At 73.6% G+C, this 16952-nt stretch carries 8 protein-coding genes and 1 pseudogene; 7 read left to right on the top strand and 2 right to left on the bottom strand.

Translation table 11 applies throughout. The features are described 5' to 3' along the window. The first annotated feature begins 68 nt into the window (after nucleotides 1-68). Both WMF33_RS31100 and WMF33_RS31095 read left to right on the top strand, forming a co-directional pair. Entirely contained in the window at nucleotides 69-1388 is a 1320-nt protein-coding gene (locus WMF33_RS31100; RefSeq protein ID WP_437332015.1) for a flavohemoglobin expression-modulating QEGLA motif protein, read from the top strand. 113 nt (nucleotides 1389-1501) lie between these two features. Next, the gene (locus tag WMF33_RS31095; RefSeq protein ID WP_437332014.1) at nucleotides 1502-2365 is read left to right on the top strand and encodes a hypothetical protein; all 864 of its coding nucleotides are present in this window, start codon (nucleotides 1502-1504) and stop codon (nucleotides 2363-2365) included. 13 nt (nucleotides 2366-2378) lie between these two features. On the opposite strand, the pseudogene WMF33_RS31090 reads toward WMF33_RS31095, so the two are convergent. Beyond that, nucleotides 2379-2504: pseudogene (locus WMF33_RS31090) on the bottom strand (DSD1 family PLP-dependent enzyme); the annotation flags it as partial. A gap of 821 nt (nucleotides 2505-3325) precedes the next feature. Between WMF33_RS31090 and WMF33_RS31085 the strand changes: the two are divergent. The 3 genes from WMF33_RS31085 (at nucleotide 3326) to valS (ending at nucleotide 7319) form a co-directional block, all read left to right on the top strand. Further along, nucleotides 3326-3529, top strand: coding sequence for a hypothetical protein (locus tag WMF33_RS31085; RefSeq protein ID WP_437332013.1), 204 nt, complete (start codon nucleotides 3326-3328; stop codon nucleotides 3527-3529). Nucleotides 3530-3739: 210 nt separating this feature from the next. Continuing rightward, nucleotides 3740-4477 carry a ferredoxin--NADP reductase gene (locus tag WMF33_RS31080; protein ID WP_437332012.1) on the top strand — a complete coding sequence of 246 codons (738 nt, stop codon included), beginning with the start codon at nucleotides 3740-3742 and terminating at the stop codon, nucleotides 4475-4477. A gap of 145 nt (nucleotides 4478-4622) precedes the next feature. Next, nucleotides 4623-7319 (top strand): valine--tRNA ligase, encoded by a 2697-nt coding sequence (valS, locus tag WMF33_RS31075; protein WP_437332011.1) that lies wholly within the window; start codon nucleotides 4623-4625, stop codon nucleotides 7317-7319. A gap of 206 nt (nucleotides 7320-7525) precedes the next feature. On the opposite strand, the gene WMF33_RS31070 is transcribed toward valS, so the two are convergent. After that, a complete protein-coding gene (locus tag WMF33_RS31070) occupies nucleotides 7526-8716 on the bottom strand; it encodes an ATP-binding protein (protein WP_437332010.1) in 1191 nt (396 codons plus the stop codon). 228 nt (nucleotides 8717-8944) lie between these two features. Here WMF33_RS31070 and WMF33_RS31065 point away from each other — a divergent pair, with 228 nt between their 5' ends. Continuing rightward, complete coding sequence (locus WMF33_RS31065; protein WP_437339542.1) at nucleotides 8945-12820, top strand: protein kinase domain-containing protein; 3876 nt, start codon at nucleotides 8945-8947, stop codon at nucleotides 12818-12820. Between the two features lie 170 nt (nucleotides 12821-12990). Then, entirely contained in the window at nucleotides 12991-16866 is a 3876-nt protein-coding gene (locus WMF33_RS31060; RefSeq protein ID WP_437332009.1) for a protein kinase domain-containing protein, read from the top strand. The last annotated feature ends 86 nt before the right edge of the window (nucleotides 16867-16952 follow it).

The raw sequence follows: 16952 nt of genomic DNA, 5'->3' as shown, positions 1-16952 counted from the left end.
TGGCAATCGCTGCCTCGTCGAGGGAATGACGGTTCCCGCGACTCGCGACTTCGGCGATCCTGCGTTCGATGAGCATCGACCGCGCCGTGCTGGAGCAGCTCGATCGGGTCGGCGGCCGCCTGGCGGAGGGCAAGGCCCTCAAGCTGCTCGACGACATCGCCTGGCCGCGCGAGGTGGAGGAGCGCTTCTTCGCCGCCGGCGAGGACCGCCTCCCCGAGGTCGAGCACCGCGTCGATCGCGACGGCCTCGCGCGGCGCGTCGCCGAGCTGCGCGAGCTCCTCGGGTCGATCGAAGGGGACGCGCCGGCGCTCGACTGGCTGCGGGACAACGTCCGCGCGCAGATCCAGGCCGCGGAGCTGCTCGAGGCCGCGGGCACCCGCGCGTTCTCCGCGCGGTCGCAGGAGCTCTACGGCGGCGCGCGCTCGCGGTTCTTCGGCGGCCCGCTCAGGAACATCGATCTCGCCGAGCACCTCGCCGAGCGCCTGCGCGTCCACGGCTGGGACGAGGCCAGCGAGCCCGAGGAGGAGCCGCTCGACGCCGGCGCGCTCCGGGACATGCTCGCCGCCCGCGTGGCCGCCCGGGCGCCGCGGCTCGACATCGAGGTCACCCTCGACCCGCGCGTCACGGCCAAGGTGGTCGCCGGCATGAGCCGGGTCCGCATCCGGCCGGAGGCGACCTTCGCTTCCTGGGAGGCCGAGGGGCTGTGGCACCACGAGGTCGAGACGCACGCGCTCACCGCGCACAACGGCGCGGCGCAGCCGCGGTGCGCGTTCCTGCGCTCGGGCGGCCCCCGCACCACGCGCACGCAGGAGGGGCTCGCCATCTTCGCCGAGCTCTACAGCCGCTCGCTCTCCATCGGCCGCCTCACCCGGCTCGCCGAGCGGGTGAGGCTCGTGGACATGGCCGAGCAGGGCGCGAGCTTCCTCGATCTCTACCGCCACCTGCGCGAGCGCGGGGCCGAGCGCCGCGACGCCTACTTCGACGCCCAGCGCGTGTGCCGCGGCGGGCTCGTCGAGGGCGGCGCGCCGTTCACCAAGGACGCCTGCTACCTGGCCGGGCTGCTCGAGGTCTACGCCTTCCTGGCCGCGGTCCTTCGCGGCGGGCTGCGCGACGAGGTGGAGCTGCTCGTGTGCGGCCGGATCGCGCTCGACGACATCGCGGTGCTGGCGGAGCTGCGCGCCGCCGGCGTGCTGGAGCGGCCGCGCTACCTCCCGGGCTGGCTGCGCGCCTGGCAGACGCTGCTGCCGTACTTCGCGTTCACGTCGTTCATGGACGGCATCGATCTCGGCCCGGTGGAGCGGCACTTCCGGGAGCTGCTCCGCGTGGCCGCCGACGCGCGGCCGGCCGGGGAGGGGAAGCGGCGCCGCGGCCGGCCGCGCGAGGGGTGAGCGGCGAGCCGCCGCGTGGACCGCCGGCGCGCCTGTTTCCTGCGGAGCGGAGGTCTCGTGCTCTCGGGCTCCCGCGCCTTGACCCGGCCCTGGCGAGGGGTGACGCTGCGCGCATGAAGCAGGCCCACCTCCGCTTCGCGCGCCCGCGCGCGGCCGTGGCGCGTCGTCGTGTCGTCGCGTGGGCGCTGGGCCTGGCTGCCGCGGCGGCCGCGCCTTCCGTGGCCGCGGAGCCGCCCGCGGCGGCCGCGCCTTCGGTGGCCGCGGAGCCGCCCGCGCCTCCCGCGGCGGCCGCGCCTTCCGTGGTCGCGGAGCCGCCCGCGCCTCCCGCGGCGGCCGCGCCCTCGGTGGCCGCGGAGCCGCCCGCGGCGGCCGCGCCTTCGGTGGCCGCGGAGCCGCCCCCGCCTCCCGCCTCGACCCCGGCGCCGGCGCCCCCTGTCGCGCCGGCCGTGGCGGGGGTCCCGCCCGGGGCCACGTGGGAAGCGACCGCCGCCGCGCACCAGGCTCGCATCGCGGCGCTGGAGAGCCAGGCCCGCCGCGTCCACGAGCTCGGCTCCGCGGACGAGCGGCGCGCCGAGCAGCGCCGGATCGAGCTGGAGCTCGCGGCGGCGAGGGCGGCGTTCCGCGACTTCGAGGAGCGGACGACGGAGTGGAACAGCCCGGTCATGGTGATCTCGGGGCTCGTCCTCACGACCCTGGGCGGCGCCGCCATCCTCAGCGGTGCGGCGCTGGTCCTCGCGAGCCACGACAACAGCACCGCCGCGCGCACCGAGGCGTCCAGGGTGGCGATCGCCACCGCGCTCGGCGGCGTGGCCGGGATCGCCGTCGGCCTGCCGCTCTACGTGTTCGGCAAGAGGCGGGTGCGGCGAGACGACGCGCCGAGCGCGCCCGCCGTCGCGCGGCTCCTCGTCGGCCCGGGCGCCGTGGCCGCGTCGCCCGGCGCAGGCCCCCTGAGCGCGGGGCTGCGCGTCGCGTTCTGAGCGCCGGGCGCGATCACCACCCGCCGAAGCGCTCCCACACCGCCTCGATCGCCGTCCCACCGGCCACGGCATGGCACCGCGCGTGCTGCGCGGCGGTCGCGCAGGCGTGGTCGGGCAGGATCCGCAGCGGCGTGCCGATCCTTCACGAGCGCCGGTGTCTCCAGCTCAGCGATTATCCATGTTCGATGTGCGCGGCCCGGGGCACGGCCGCGCGCCAGCGGCCAAGCGGCCAGCGTGAAGCGAGCGGGAGGACACCCCTCCTCCACAAAAAGTGCTGGGCAAGATCGAGGTCGAGTGCTAGTGTCCCTCTCGACGCGTAGCCCGCGTCCACCATGCGCATCTCTCACTGACACCACGCTCCGTCGCGCGGACCCTCAGGGGCCTACTCCCGGCAACACTCACGCAGTGCTCGCCGTGGTAGAAGATGAGCGCCTGTTGCCCAGGTAGGCACGGCCCCCCCCTGTATCGTCGCGCATGAGCAGCCACGACGGCGACCCGCGGATCCCCGCGCGAGCTCGCGTCGTGTGCGCGCTGGGACGGAGCGGGGGCGACGCGCGGACGAGCCAGAGGCGCTGGAGGCCGACGACCGGGAGATTCGTGATCTCCTGGCGATCGTCCCTCGCTCGCTGGCCGCGCGCTCGAAGCACCTAGCCGGAGCGTTCGTGGCGCGACGGGTCGAATCGTCCTCTCTCCTGACGTCGAGACGCTGAGTCGTCTCGACGGGGAGCGTGCGGCGAGGCGGACCGTCCCGCGCCGACGAGCGGCGGAGTTGCGTCGAGAGAGCGCCGGTCGAGCGAGCAGGGAGAGGCCCAGAGAGACAGCGTCCCTCACGGGATCGATCCGCCATGAGTCCGGGGACGTACGATGAATGGAGGGTGTATGAGAGTCGGTTCTTCGAAGGTCTCGTTCAGCGTGGGTGCTCTTCCCGATGTGTTGATGACCGATTCCATGGAGGATTCTATGCAGCGACGCGCGCATCTCCCCGTCTCCGATCTCGCGTCGGGCTCGGCCAAATCGCCCGACCGGACGCCTGCGCAGCGCGGGCAGCTCCCCGCGCCGAAGCCCGCGCACCGGGATCCCCGCCCGCCGCGCGGGCTCCCCAACCTGGATCGCTCCCGGCCGACGGTGAACATCCCGCAGCGCCGCCGCATGGGCGTGCGGTAGAGCCCGCGACGGCTCCCCCGCCGGAGCGCGGGCCCGGGCGGCGGCCCGGCCCCGCGCTCCGGCGGCGCGGCGCGGAAGCCCGCGATTCCCGCGATTGCGTGCCCCCGGCGGCGCCCTTTCGGAGGCGATCGCGATTGGGCCGGGGCGCAGGCTGCGGTAAGACCTCGCCACCCGCGCGGCCTCGCAGCCGAGCCCCGCCGGGGCCCGACCATGATCCACGCCGAACCGTTCGAAGCCCGCCTCGTCGCCGCCCGGCCTCTCAGCCCTTTCGTGCGCGAGCTCTCGTTCGAGCGCGCCGACGGGAGGTCGTTTCTGTTCGAGGCGGGCCAGTGGGTCAACCTCGTCCTCCCGCTCCCGGGCGGCGAGGTGAAGCGCGCCTACTCCATCGCCTCCGCCCCCGACGGCTCGCCGCGCTTCGATCTCGCGGTCACGCTCGTGCAGGGCGGGGCGGGCTCGGAGCACCTGCACCGGCTCGAGCCCGGCGCCACGCTCCGCGCCATCGGCCCGCACGGGCTGTTCACCCGCGATCCCGGGGATTCCGCGCCCTCCTTGTTCGTCGCGACCGGCACCGGCATCACGCCGCTTCGGAGCATGCTGCTCGCCTCCCTGCGCGCGGGGCTGGCCGCGCCCCACCTGTGGATCCTCTTCGGCGCGCGCTTCGAGGAGGACGTCATCTACCGCGACGAGCTCGAGGCGCTCGCGCGCGGATCCGACCGGATCCGCTACGAGATCACGCTCTCGCGCGGCGGCCCGTCCTGGGCCGGCCGCCGCGGCTACGTGCAGGCGCACGTGCCCGAGCTCTACCGGGAGCTCGCGGAGAAGAGCGGCGATCCGGCGCCGCACGTCTTCATCTGCGGCCTCGATCGGATGGTCTCGTCCGTTCGCGAGCTCGCCCGCGGCGAGCTCGGCGTCCCCCGCAAGCACGTCCACGTCGAGCGCTACGACTGAGCCCCGGCCCCGCCGCGAGCGAGGCGCCAGCCTCTCCGCGATCTCCGCGGCGCCGCCGGCGTCCTCCTTGAGCGGCACCCTGGGTACGACGTAGGATGCCGCCCCCGCGGGCGGTTCCTGCGGGGTCTGTTCTGCAGGTGACCACGTGACGATCAAGAAGACGTTCCGCTCCATCGATCCCGCGACGCTCCCGAAGCACTTCGACTCGCCCGTCGCCGAGCTGCGCCTGGCCGACGTGTGGGAGGCCGACGGGACGTACCGATACGACCCGTCGCGCCCCCGCGAGGAGACCTTCGTCGTCGACACCCCGCCGCCGACCGCCTCGGGCTCGCTGCACATCGGCCACGTCTTCAGCTACACGCACACGGACGTCGTCGTCCGCCAGCGCCGGATGCGCGGCTTCAACATCTTCTACCCGCTGGGCTGGGACGACAACGGCCTGCCCACCGAGCGGCGCGTGCAGAACTACTTCCACGTCCGCACGGACGTGCGCACGCCGTACGAGCGCGGCCTGACCTTGCCGCAGGCCGCGCCGGAGACGATCAAGAAGGACCCGCCGCGCATCGTGTCGCGGCCCAACTTCATCGAGCTCTGCCACAAGGTCACGCGCGAGGACGAGCAGGTCTTCAAGGCGCTCTTCCGCCGGGTGGGCCTCTCGGTCGACTGGCGGCACGAGTACGCCACCATCGATGATCACTGCCGCAGGACGGCGCAGCTGTCGTTCCTGGATCTCCACGAGAAGGGCCACCTCTACTCGGTCTTCGCGCCGACGATGTGGGACGTCGATTTCCAGACCGCGGTCGCCCAGGCGGAGGTCGAGGATCGCCCGCAGTCGGGCGCGTTCCACGACATCGCGTTCGCGGTGGAGGGGACGGGCGAGGAGCTCGTCATCGCCACGACGCGCCCGGAGCTGCTCGCGGCCTGCGTCGGCGTCACGGCGCACCCGGAGGACCCGCGGTATCAGCACCTCTTCGGCAAGACGGCGCTCACCCCGATCTTCCGCGCGCCGGTGCCCATCTTCCCGAGCCCGCTCGTGGATCGCGAGAAGGGCACGGGCATCCTGATGGTCTGTACCTTCGGCGACGCGACCGACGTGATCTGGTGGCGGGAGCAGAAGCTCCCTCTCCGGCAGATGCTCGGCAAGAACGGCCGTGTCCTGCCGGTGACGTTCGGCGAGGGCCCGTGGGAGAGCCGCGACCCTGCCGCGGCCAACACCGCCTATGCCCCGCTCCAGGGCAAGGGGGCGAAGCAGGCGCGCGCGGCGGTGGTCGAGCTGCTCCGCCGCGACGAGCACGCGGCGGCGCCTGGCAAGGGGCCGGCGCTGCGGGGCGAGCCGAGGCCGATCGAGCGCGCGGTGAAGTTCTACGAGCGGGGCGACCAGCCGCTCGAGTTCGTGCCCACGCGGCAGTGGTTCGTCCGGCTCGCCGACAAGAAGGCCGAGCTCCTCGAGTTCGGCGAGAAGATCAAGTGGCACCCGGATTTCATGCGCCTCCGGTTCCGCAACTGGACCGAGGGGCTCCAGGGCGACTGGTGCATCAGCCGCCAGCGGTATTTCGGCGTGCAGTTCCCGGTCTGGTATCCGCTCGACGCCGAGGGCAAGCCGGACCACAGCCGGCCGCTGCTCGCGACGCGCGAGGCGCTCCCGGTCGACCCGACGGTCGACGTGCCCCCCGGGTACGAGGCGTCGCAGCGCGATCAGCCGGGCGGCTTCACCGCCGAGACCGACGTCTTCGACACGTGGTTCACGAGCTCGCTCACGCCGCAGATCAGCTCTCACTGGGGGGACGATCCGGCGCGCCACGCGCGGCTCTTCCCGGCCGATCTGCGGCCGCAGGCCCACGACATCATCAGGACGTGGGCGTTCTACACGATCGCGAAGGCGATGCTGCACGAGTCGTCGGTCCCGTGGCACCACATCGCGATCTCCGGGTGGATCCTCGATCCGGATCGCAAGAAGATGTCGAAGAGCAAGGGCAACGTCGTCACGCCGATGCACCTGCTCGACACGTATTCTTCGGACGCGGTCCGCTACTGGTCGGCGAGCGCGCGGCTCGGCACGGACACGGCGTTCGACGAGAAGGTGCTGAAGATCGGCAAGCGGCTCGTCACGAAGATCTGGAATGCGAGCAAGTACGTGCTCAGCCAGTCGGCGGAGGTCCACCCGGTCTCCGAGGAGCTCGACCGGGCGCTCTTGCACAAGCTGTCGGCGGTGGTGGAGGACGCGACGCGCTCGTTCGACGAGCACGAGTTCGCGGCGGCGCTCGAGCGGACGGAGGATTTCTTCTGGCGCTGGTTCACCGACGCCTACCTGGAGCTCGCGAAGGCGCGGGCGCGCGGCGAGGGCGGCGCCGGGGAGGCGGCGCGCGGCTCGGCGGTGGCGGCGCTGCGGCTCGGGCTGTCGGTGCTGCTGCGGCTGTTCGCGCCGGTCCTGCCGTACATCACCGACGAGGTCTGGCGCTGGGTGTACGCGGAGGAGACGGGCGAGGCCTCGATCCACCGGGCGAAGTGGCCGTCGGCGGCGGATTTCGCGGCGGTCGCGGCGCCTTCGGATCCGGGGCTCCTGGATCTGGCGGCGGCGGCGATGGCGGCGGTCAACAAGCGCAAGAGCGAGCTCGGCGCGAGCGTGGGGCGCGTCGTTTCGGACCTCGCGCTCGGGGCGAACGCGGCGACGCTGGCGCGGCTGAAGCCGGCGCTGGGGGACGTGCTCACGGCGGTGCGCGCGGGCGCGCACGAGCTCGTGGAGCGGCCGGAGCTCGCGGATGGCGAGGTCGTGGTGGTGCGCTGCGAGGTGGAGGCGGCGGCGGCGGCCGGGGCGGGGGACGCGGCGGCCTCGGAGGCGTAGAGACCCTGTCCGAGGTGGCCCGGCCCTCGTGGAGGGCGCTCGCCGCGCGGGGCGGGCCATCTGGACATGGGGGGCGGCTATCTGGACACGGGAGCGGCCGTCTGGACATCCCCGGCGGCCATCTGGACACGGGGGGCGGCCATCTGGACATGCCAGGCGCCCATCAGGACACCTCGCGCGTTCCTCTGCGCGTAATTTAGTGCAACTCAGCGCGTGCCGCGCGCGTCCTCTGGCCCTGCGCGGCCGGCGTCGGGGCCGGAAGGCACGTCGTCGAGGCGGCCGTCCTGCGTGAGCCACGCGGCCTTGATCTGGCGGAGCGAGGCGCGGATCGGGAACGCGAGCTCGCGGACGATGATCTCGCGGTAGATGGAGTTGGCGACGTCGAGGCCGCCCTCCGCGGTCATGCGCACGAGGCCGAGGTCGATCGCGAAACGAAGGTCGTCGGGGGGCACGCTGGGCAACGCTGTACCGGCGAGCATCGGCTCGATCACCGCGCGGATGCGCGGCTCGCGCAGCCGATTCACCAGGCTGTCGAGGTGGGTGTCCTGCCGCTCGACGAGGATCTCCTTGGCGCGATCGACGTTCGCAGACGTGATGGCTTGCGCGCGGTCCTTGACGAGGACCTCGACGAGCTGGCGGGCGAGCGCGTTGGCGAGCCACGGCTGGCCCTGGGTGACCTCGAAGGCGCGGTCCACGGCGTCCGGCCGGAAGGCCTGACCGGTCTCGGCCGTGTGCTGGGCGTAGAGCGTTTCGACCTCGTCGCGGGTGAAGTTGCGCAGCGTGAGCGACTCGACCTTGATGTTGAAGGGGCTCGACGTCCCGAGCCTGCCGCTGTCGACCGACGCGACCTTGTAGTCGCGCACGTCGCGCAGGCCGACGAGGGCGAGCGCGTGCGGGAAGTCACGCGGGCGGTCGGGATAGCCGCTGCGGATCTGGCGCAATAGGGAGACGAGCGTCGCGTCGCGCAGGGCGTCGGCCTCGTCGAGGAAGAGGACGAGCGGGCGCGGCGCGGCCCGAGCCCAGGCGCGCAGGGCGGCCCCGATGCGCTGACCGGCGGGCGCATCGGGGAACGGTGGCGGCTGCAGATCCGCGGGGAGCTGCGAGCCGGCGGTGCCGCGCCATTCCGCGAGCATCGCGAGCTCGGCCGCGCCGGGATCGTCAGGGAAGGGGGCGCCGACCTCCGCCGAGACGAGGACGGCCACGTAGCGCCCTTCGGCCGTGAGATCCTGGGCGAGCGTACGCAGCGAGGTCGTCTTGCCGATCTGCCGCGGGGCATGCAGGACGAAGTAGGCCTTGCGATCGACCAGGTCGCGCACCGCGGGCAAGCGCTCCTCGGCCGGGAGCATGTAGTGATCGGCCGGGTTGCAGGGGCCTGCCGTGTTGAACCAGCGGAGCATCGCGGAGGTGAGCCTAAGGGCGGCAGCGCCGGGTGGCCAGCGCGGCGATGCCGGCTGCGTGCGCCCGGTGGCGGGTGGTTCACGCAGGCGCTCGTCGAGGCGTGGACCGATCCGGCGGCCGTGAATCCCGAGCGCGAGGCGGTCACGCTCGGGCTGGCGTTCAACCGGGCGCAGGGCCGCACCTACGCGCAGTGGCCCGAGGCTCGCGCGGAGTACATTGGCACCGCCATGCGCGCAGCGGATGTGATCGAGGATCGTTTCGAGATCGAGCAGCTCGCCGCCTCCGGCGGGATGGGGGACGTCTATCGCGCGCGCGACCGGGTGTCCGAGCAGGCGGTCGCGCTCAAGGTCTTGCAGGGCGCGAGCGTTAACGACCTGCGCCGGTTCGCGCGGGAGGCGGAGGCGCTCGTGACGCTGCGGCTGCCGGGCGTGGTGCAGTACGTGGCGCACGGGGTGACCGGCGCAGGGCAGCCGTACCTGGCCATGGAGTGGCTCGACGGCGTGACCCTGGAGGAGCGGCTCGCCGGGGCGCCGCTCACGCTCGCCGAGAGCGTGGCGCTGGCCGCGCGCGTGGCCACGACACTCGGCGCGATCCACCGGCTCGGCGTCGTTCACCGCGACCTCAAGCCGAGCAACCTGATGCTCGTGGGCGGCGCGGTCGAGCGCGTCACGCTGCTCGACTTCGGCATCGCGCGCCACCTCCGGCTCGCGCCGATCCTCACGTCGCCCGGGGCCGTGCTCGGCACGCCCGGGTACATGGCGCCCGAGCAGGTGCGCGGCGACGCGCCGGTCGACGCCCGGGCCGACGTGTTCGCGCTCGGGTGCGTGCTGTTCCAGTGCCTCGCGGGGCGCCCGCCGTTCCTCGGCAACAGCGCGCTCGCGCTCCTGATACGGGTCGTCCTGGAAGAGCCGCCGCGGCTCGGGGAGCTCCGCGACGGTATCCCGGAGCCGCTCGAGCGCCTGGTGGCGCGGATGCTGGCGAAGAGCGCGGGGGAGCGGCCGCGCGACGGCGCCGCCGCCGCGGCGGAGCTCGCCGCCGTGGCCGGCGACGGGCTCTCGATCGGGGCGAGCGCGGTCGCGGCGCCGGCCGCGCCGGGCGAGGCGATCACGACGGCCGAGCGCAAGGTGATGTGCGTCATCCTGGCCGAGGACGGCGGCGCCGAGGCCGGCGCCACGCTCTCGGACGACGGCGCCGCGCGGGCCGAGGCGCTGCGGGACATCGCGGCGCGCCACGGCGGGCGCCTCGATCGGCTGCAAGCGCGCTGGGGGCTCGTCGCGCTGTCCGGCGCCGAGTCGCCCACGGATCTCGCCGCGCGGGCGGTCCACTGCGCGCTCGCGCTCCGGAAGGTGCTCGGCGCCGTGCCCATGTCCGTCGCGACCGGGTTGACCGAGGTCGAGGGCAAGCTGCCGGTCGGCGAGCTGATCGATCGGGTCGCGCAGCTCATCGCCGGGCGCGATGGCCCTCCGCCCGGAGAGATCCGGCTCGACGACGCGACCGCCAGCCTGCTCGCGAGCCGCTTCGAGACGGTGCGGGGGCCCGGCGGGTGCTGGCTTCGCGGCCCGAAGGAGGAGCCGGACACCATCCCGCGGCTCCTCGGCAAGCCGACGCCCTGCGTGGGGCGCGAGCGCGAGCTCTCGCAGCTCGCGACCGAGTGGCGCCATTGCGTGGACGAGCCCTCCGCGAACGCGGTGGTGGTGGTGGGCGCGCCTGGCCTCGGCAAGTCGCGCCTCGCCTGGGAGTTCCTCCGCACGCTCAAGGAGCAGCGCGAGGGCGCCGCGATTTGGATCGGCAGGGCCGACCCGATGGCGGCCGGCTCGGCCTTCGGCCTCGTCGCCCAGGCGCTCCGCCGCGCCATGGGCATCCTCGACGGCGAGGCGCTGGAGGTGCGGCGGAGCAAGGTGCTCGACCGGGTGGGGCAGCTCGACACGCTCGGGGCGAGGGGCCTGCGCGTCGCGGCGTTCCTCGGCGAGCTGGTGGGGGCGCCGTTCCCCGACGAGGGGGACGTGCAGCTGCAGGCGGCGCGCCAGAACCCGGTGCTGATGGGCGACCGCATCCGCGAGGCGTTCGAGGATTTCGTGAAGGCCGAGTGCCAGCGGCAGCCGGTGCTGCTGGTGCTGGAGGACCTGCACTGGGGCGACCTGCCGACGGTGCGGCTGATCGACGCGGCGCTGCAGCACGCGAGGGACCTGCCGCTCTTGGTGCTGGCGCTGGCGCGCCCCGAGGTGGACGAGCTGTTCCCCGAGCTCTGGCGGCATCGGATCGGGCTGCAGCTGCGCCTCTCGCCGCTGCCGCGTCGCGCGAGCGAGCGGCTCGTGCGCGAGGTGCTCGGCGACGGCGTGAGCGAGGCGCAGGTGGACGAGCTGCTGGCGCGGGCCGAGGGCAACGCGTTCGTGCTGGAGGAGCAGATCCGGGCGGTGGCCGAGGGCCGTGGCGAGGGCATGCCGGAGACGGTGCTCGCGATGGTGCAGGCGCGGCTGGAGGCGCTGGATGTCGAGGAGCGGCGGGTGCTGCGCGCGGCGAGCGTGTTCGGCGAGACGTCGTGGAAAGGGGCGATGGCGGCGCTTTTGGGCGGGGCGCAGGTCGAGCAGCCGCTCGCGGAGCTCTCGCGGCGCGAGCTGCTGGTGCGGCGGCCCGAGGCGCGGATCGCGGGCGAGGTGGAGTACCAGTTCCGGCACGCGCTGGTGCGCGAGGCGGCGTACGGCATGCTCACGGAGCGCGACCGCCGCGTCGGCCACGGCCTCGCGGGCGACTGGCTGGCCCGGGCCGGCGGCGCGGACGCGATGGTGCTGGCCGAGCACTTCGAGATCGGCGGGGCGCCGGCGCGGGCGGCGGAGGCGTACCTGCGCGCGGCCGAGGAGGCGCTGCGCGGCGGCGATCTCGACGCGGCGATCGCGCGGGTCGACCGCGGCATCGGCTGCGGCGCGGCCGGGGAGATCGCCGGCAGATTCCGCCAGATCCAGGCGGAGGCCCATGTGTGGCGAGGCGATCTCGCGCTCGCCGCGGAGCGGGGGAGCGAGGCGGCGGGCCTGGTGGAGCGCGGCTCGGCCGCGTGGTTCTCGGCCATCACCCAGGTCGTGCTGGCCTCGTCCAAGCTGGGCCGGCCTGATGAGGTCGAGCGCTGGACGGCCATCGCGGCGGACACCGCCGCTCGGGGCGACGACACGGCCGTGAAGCTCATCTGCCTTGCCGAGTGTGCGATCGCGCTGCTGCTCAACGGACGTTACGCGGCGGGCGGTGCGCTGGTCGAGGCTGTCGAGCGCGCGCTGGCGAGCGTCGAGGCAGGAGGCCTCGAGGTGGTCGCCACGCGGCTTCACTTGGCGCGGTCCTACCATGCGATCTGCACCGGCGATCTGGGCGCCGGCGTGGACCGCATGAGAGCCGCGATACTCGCGTTCGAGATGGCCGGGGATCGGCGCAATGCCTGTGGTGAACGCGGAAACCTCGGATCCGTCTATGCAGAGCTCGGCGACTTCGAAACGGCTGAATCGACATTGCGCGAAGTACTGGAGGAGTCCGACCGGCTGCAGCTGCAGGAGCTGAAGCTCTCGGCGGAGTCGAATCTCGCCCGTGTGCTGGCGTGCCGTGGTCGACTCGCCGACGGGCGGGCGCTCGCCGAGGCGGCGGTCATGTCGAGCCAGGGAGCGGGCATGGTGCGCACCGAGCTCTTCGCTCGTTGCTACCTCGCGAACATCGTTCTCGGCCTGGGGGACCTCGAGGCGGCCGAGCGCGAGGCGCGCTCCGCCATCGCGCTCTTGGAGAGCGCCCCGACGCTCGGCGTGCAGGCCATCGCTGTGCTGGCGCGCGCGCTCCTGGGGCTCGGGCGTACGGACGAGGCGATGCGGGCTGCCGCCGAGGCGAGCGCGCTGCTCTCGGAGTTCGGCACCCTGGAAGAGGGCGAGCCGCTCGTCCGCCTGACGTACGCCGAGGCGCTCGCCGCGAGCGGCCGGCAGGCCGAGGCGAGCGCCGCCATCGCGTCGGCCAGGGACGCGCTGCTCGCGCGCGCCGAGAAGCTCAGCGACCCGACCTGGCGGGAGCGCTTCCTCCGCGACGTTCCGGACAACGCCCGCACGCTCGAGCTCGCGCGGCAGTGGCTCGGCGGCTGAGCGGCGCGTAGCGGCCAGCAGGTCGGTCCCTGCGTACGCGCGGGCGCTGGTGGTGTCGAATTCCTGATATTGTGTTCACTGAGTTGCGGGGGTGGTTGCGCGGAATATCGCGGCGCCGTCCCTCGGAGAACACAGACACGGGGGCTCACTCGCAGTACATAAGAACAGCGATGCGCCCTGCGGACGTGGTCGAAGATCGTTTCGAGATCGAGCGGCTCGCCGGCTCCGGTGGCATGGGCGACGTGTACCGCGCGCGTGATCGGGTTTCCGGGCAGGCGGTGGCGCTCAAGGTGCTGCAGAGCGCGAGCGTACGCGATCTGGGCCGGCTCTCGCGGGAGGCGGAGGCGCTCGTCACGCTGCGGCTGCCAGGGGTCGTGCAGTACGTGGCGCACGGGATGACCGGCGCAGGGCGGCCGTACCTGGCCATGGAGTGGCTCGACGGCGTGACGCTGGAGGAGCGGCTCGCCGGAGGACCGCTCTCGATCGCCGAGAGCGTCACCCTGGCGGCGCACGTGGCGACGACGCTCGGCGCGATCCACCGGCTCGGTGTTGTCCACCGCGACCTGAAGCCGAGCAACCTGATGCTCGTCGGCGGGGCCATCGAGCGCGCCACCTTGCTCGACTTCGGCATCGCGCGCGACCTCCGGCTCGCGCGGAGCTTGACGGCGCCCGGCGCGATCCTCGGCACGCCCGGATACATGGCCCCCGAGCAGGCGCGCGGCGAGCCGACGATCGACGCCCGCGCCGACGTGTTCGCGCTCGGCTGCATGCTGTTCGAGTGCCTCGCGGGGCGCCCGCCTTTCGTGGGCGACAACGCTCTCTCGCTGATCATGAAGGTCGTCCTGGAAGATCCGCCGCGGCTCGGCGAGCTCCGCGACGGGGTCCCCAAGCCGCTCGAGCGGCTCGTGGCCCGGATGCTGTCGAAGCCGATGGAACGTCGGCCGCGCGACGGCGCCGCCGTCGCCGAGGAGCTCGCCGCCCTGGCGCAAGCAGGGCCCCCCGCCGGCGCGCGCGATACCGCGGAGCCGCCCGCGCCGAGCGTGGAGATCACGACGGCAGAACGCCGGGTCATGTGCGTCATCCTTGCAGCCGACGGCAGCGCGGAGGTGGACGCCACGCTCTCCGAGGCCGAATGCGCCGCTCGCACCGAGGCGCTGCGCCAGGTCGCGGCGCGCCACGGCGGGCGCCTCGAGCTCCTGCAATCGCAGTGGCTGCTCGTCGCGCTGTCCGGCGCCGAGGCCCCGACGGATCTCGCCGCGCGCGCGGCCCGCTGCGCGCTCGCCCTGCGCGCAGCGCTCGGGGGCGTTCCAGTGTCCGTCGCCACGGGGATGGCCGAGGTCGCCGGTCGCCTGCCGGTCGGCGCGTTGATCGACCGCGTCGTGCAGCTCTTTCCGCAGCGCTCTCGACTGCCGGAGTCCGGCATCCGGCTCGACGGAGCGACCGCAGGATTGCTCGCCAGGTCCTTCGATATGGCGCACGTGGACGAAGGCGCGTGGCTCCGGGGCCCGAAGGAGGAGCCGGACACGGTCCCGCGGCTCCTCGGCAAGCCGACGCCCTGCCTCGGGCGTGAGCGCGAGCTCGCGCAGCTCGAGGCCGAGTGGCGCCATTGCGTGGACGAGCCCTCCGCGAGCGCCGCGGTCGTCGTGGGCGCCCCGGGTCTCGGCAAGTCGCGCCTCGCCTGTGAGTTCCTCCGCTGCCTCGAAGAGCAGAGCGAGGCCGCCGAGGTCTGGATCGGCAGGGCCGACCCGATGGCCGCCGGGTCCGCGTACGGCCTGCTGGCCCAGGCGCTCCGCCGCGCCATGGGCATCCTCGACGGCGAGCCGCTGGAGGTCCGGCGGCGCAAGGTGCTCGCCCGGGTGGAGCGGCTCGGCGCGCTCGGGGCCAAGGCCCCGCTCGTCGCGGCGTTCCTCGGCGAGCTCGTAGGGGCGAAGTTCCCCGACGCGGGCGATGTGCAGCTGCACACAGCGCGCCGGAGCTCGATGCTGATGGGCGACCGCGTCCGCGAGGCGTTCGAGGACTTCGTCTGGGCCGAATGCCAGCGGAAGCCGGTCATCCTCGTGCTGGAGGATCTGCACTGGGGCGACCTGCCCACGGTGACCCTCGTCGACGCCGCGCTCCAGCACGCCGGGAGCTTGCCGTTCTTCGTGCTGGCGCTCGCCCGTCCGGAGGTCGACGATCTTTTTCCCGCGCTCTGGAGCGAGCGTCACGGGCTCCGGATCCGCCTTGCGCCGCTGCCCCGGCGCGCGAGCGAGCGGCTCGTCCGGGAGGTGCTCGGCGACGCCATCGATGCCAGCCAGGTCGACAAGCTCCTCGCGCGCGCCGAAGGCAACGCGTTCGTGCTGGAGGAGCAGATCCGCGCCGTCGCCGAGGGGCGGAGCGCGGGAATGCCAGAGACGGCGCTCGCGCTGGTGCAGGCGCGGCTGGAGGCGCTGGGCGTTGAGGAGCGGCGCGTGCTGCGGGCGGCGAGCGTCTTCGGCGAGACGTTCTGGGAGGGCGGGGCCCGGGCCCTGGTGGGTGGTGTGCCGGTGGCGCGGCAGCTCGCCGAGCTCGCCCGCCGGGAGCTCATCCGGCGGCGGCCCGAGGCGCGCATCGCGGGCGAGGTGGAGTACGAGTTCCGGCACACGATGGTGCGAGAGGCCGCGTACGAGATGCTTACCGAGCGCGACCGCCGCGTCGGCCACGGCCTCGCGGGCGACTGGCTGGACCGGGCCGGAGGCGCCGACGCGATGGCGCTTGCGGAGCACTTCGAGATCGGCGGGGCGCCGGCGCGGGCGGCGGATGCGTACCTGCGCGCGGCCGAAGAGGCGCTGCGGGGCGGCGACCTGGCTGCGGTGATCGAGCGGGCCGACCGCGGCATCGGCTGCGGAGCGGCGCCGGAACTCGCTGGCAGGCTTCGCCGGGCCCAGGCTGAGGCACATATGTGGTGCGGTGACGTCCCCAATGCCTTGGAGCGGGGCCTCGAAGCGGCCGAGCGGCTCGAGCGCGGCTCGGCCGCTTGGTTCTCGGCCATCACGCAGGTGATCTTTGCGTCTCACAAGCTGGGCCGGTTCGACGAAACCGAGCGCTGGACGACCGTGGCGGCGGGCACTATCGCCATGGCCGACGCACAGAGCGTCAAGCTCATCTGCCTTGCGGACGGCGCAATGGTGCTGTCGGTGGTGGGCCGCTACGCAGAAGGGCGCGCCCTGCTCGATGTCGTCGAGCGCGCCTATGCAGATATCGATGCGCTCGACGTCGAGGCGGCCGCGCACCTTCACGGGGCGCGCTCTGCCCATGCCATCTGCACTGGCGATCTCGCCGCCAGCGTAGGCGGCATGGAAGCCGCGAGCCGTGCCTACGAGCAGGCCGGTGATCGCCGCAACGCCTGCAGCTCACGCGTCGGACTCGGCAGCATCTACGCGGAGCTCGGTGATTTCACGAGGGCGGAGTCGATGCTGCGCGCAGCGCTGGTAGAGGCTGACCGGATGCACCTGCAGGAAGTGAAGCTCGGAGCGGAGGCGAACCTCGCGCAGGTACTGCTGTATCGCGAGCAACTGTCGGAGGCGCGGGGGCTCGTCGAGTCCGCTGCGACGTCGAGCCGGCAAGCCGGTGTGGTACGCACCGAGCTGCTCGCCCATTGCTACCTGGCGAAGATCGCCCTCGTCTGCGGCGATTTTACTGCCGCCGAGCGCGAGGCGCGGGCCGCGGTGGCGCTGGCGCCGGGCGCACCGACGTTCGCAGTACATGCCTCTGCTGTGCTGGCGCGCGCGCTCCTTGGGCTCGGGCGTACGGACGAGGCGATGCGGGCTGCCGCCGAGGCGAGCGCGCTGCTCGCGGAGTTCGGCACCCTCGAAGAGGGCGAGTCCCTCGTCCGCCTGACCTATGCCGAGGCGCTCGCCGCGAGCGGCCGGCGCGCCGAGGCGAGCGCCGCCATCGCGTCGGCCAGGGACGCGCTGCTCGCGCGCGCCGAGAAGCTCAGCGACCCGACCTGGCGGGAGCGCTTCCTCCGCGACGTTCCGGACAACGCCCGCACGCTCGAGCTCGCGCGGCAGTGGCTCGGCGGCTGAGCGGCACATAAGGGCTCACGGGTCGACCTCTCCGTAAGCTCGCCAGTGCAGGTGATGTCGAGCTCCTGCATTGTCGTCACGAAACC

This window comes from Sorangium sp. So ce394 (genome assembly GCF_051474665.1).
Lineage (GTDB): Bacteria > Myxococcota_A > Polyangia > Polyangiales > Polyangiaceae > Sorangium > Sorangium cellulosum_D.
This window is presented reverse-complemented; position numbering and strand designations above follow the sequence as displayed.

Bases quoted from the DNA above. Each gene is read 5' to 3' on its own strand.
- WMF33_RS31060 (WP_437332009.1), top strand. From the start codon at position 12,991: ATGCGCCCTGCGGACGTGGTCGAAGATCGTTTCGAGATCGAGCGGCTC.
- WMF33_RS31095 (WP_437332014.1), top strand. From the start codon at position 1,502: ATGAAGCAGGCCCACCTCCGCTTCGCGCGCCCGCGCGCGGCCGTGGCG.
- WMF33_RS31100 (WP_437332015.1), top strand. From the start codon at position 69: ATGAGCATCGACCGCGCCGTGCTGGAGCAGCTCGATCGGGTCGGCGGC.
- WMF33_RS31070 (WP_437332010.1), bottom strand. From the start codon at position 8,716: ATGCTCCGCTGGTTCAACACGGCAGGCCCCTGCAACCCGGCCGATCAC.
- WMF33_RS31080 (WP_437332012.1), top strand. From the start codon at position 3,740: ATGATCCACGCCGAACCGTTCGAAGCCCGCCTCGTCGCCGCCCGGCCT.
- WMF33_RS31085 (WP_437332013.1), top strand. From the start codon at position 3,326: ATGCAGCGACGCGCGCATCTCCCCGTCTCCGATCTCGCGTCGGGCTCG.
- WMF33_RS31065 (WP_437339542.1), top strand. From the start codon at position 8,945: ATGCGCGCAGCGGATGTGATCGAGGATCGTTTCGAGATCGAGCAGCTC.